This is a genomic window from Pseudomonas sp. 65/3-MNA-CIBAN-0223, from assembly GCF_040310425.1.
Taxonomy (GTDB): Bacteria; Pseudomonadota; Gammaproteobacteria; order Pseudomonadales; family Pseudomonadaceae; genus Aquipseudomonas; species Aquipseudomonas gregormendelii.
On sequence record NZ_JBEOPV010000134.1, the window covers coordinates 1 to 274 of the forward strand.

The following is a 274-nucleotide window of genomic DNA, read 5'->3' on the forward strand; positions in this document are numbered from 1 at the left end:
TGCAGGCGGTGTTGATCGTCGTAGTGGTAGTGGCTGAGCAGTTGGCCTTGCTGGCGCTGGTGTTCGCGGCCGCTGTTGAAGAGATGTGAGGTGAGCACTTCTCCGTTGAGTTTGACGGTGGCGAGGTGGCCGCCTTTATCGTGGTTGAAGGTGACGCGGTTGTTGTCCGGCAGGCACAGGTTTTTCAGTTGCCCGCAGGCGTCGTAGCCGTAGCGCAGGGTGCCCCAGCCTTGGTGTTCGGCGGTGAGGCGGTTTTGGCGGTCGTATTCGTAGG

The 274-nt window shown here is 60.9% G+C and carries 1 protein-coding gene; it reads right to left on the bottom strand.

Annotation, left to right across the window (positions count from 1 at the left end; translation table 11 throughout):
* Nucleotides 1-274, bottom strand: a 274-nt coding sequence (locus AAEZ09_RS28250) for a hypothetical protein (protein ID WP_350601644.1), incomplete at both ends; no start/stop codon positions are given.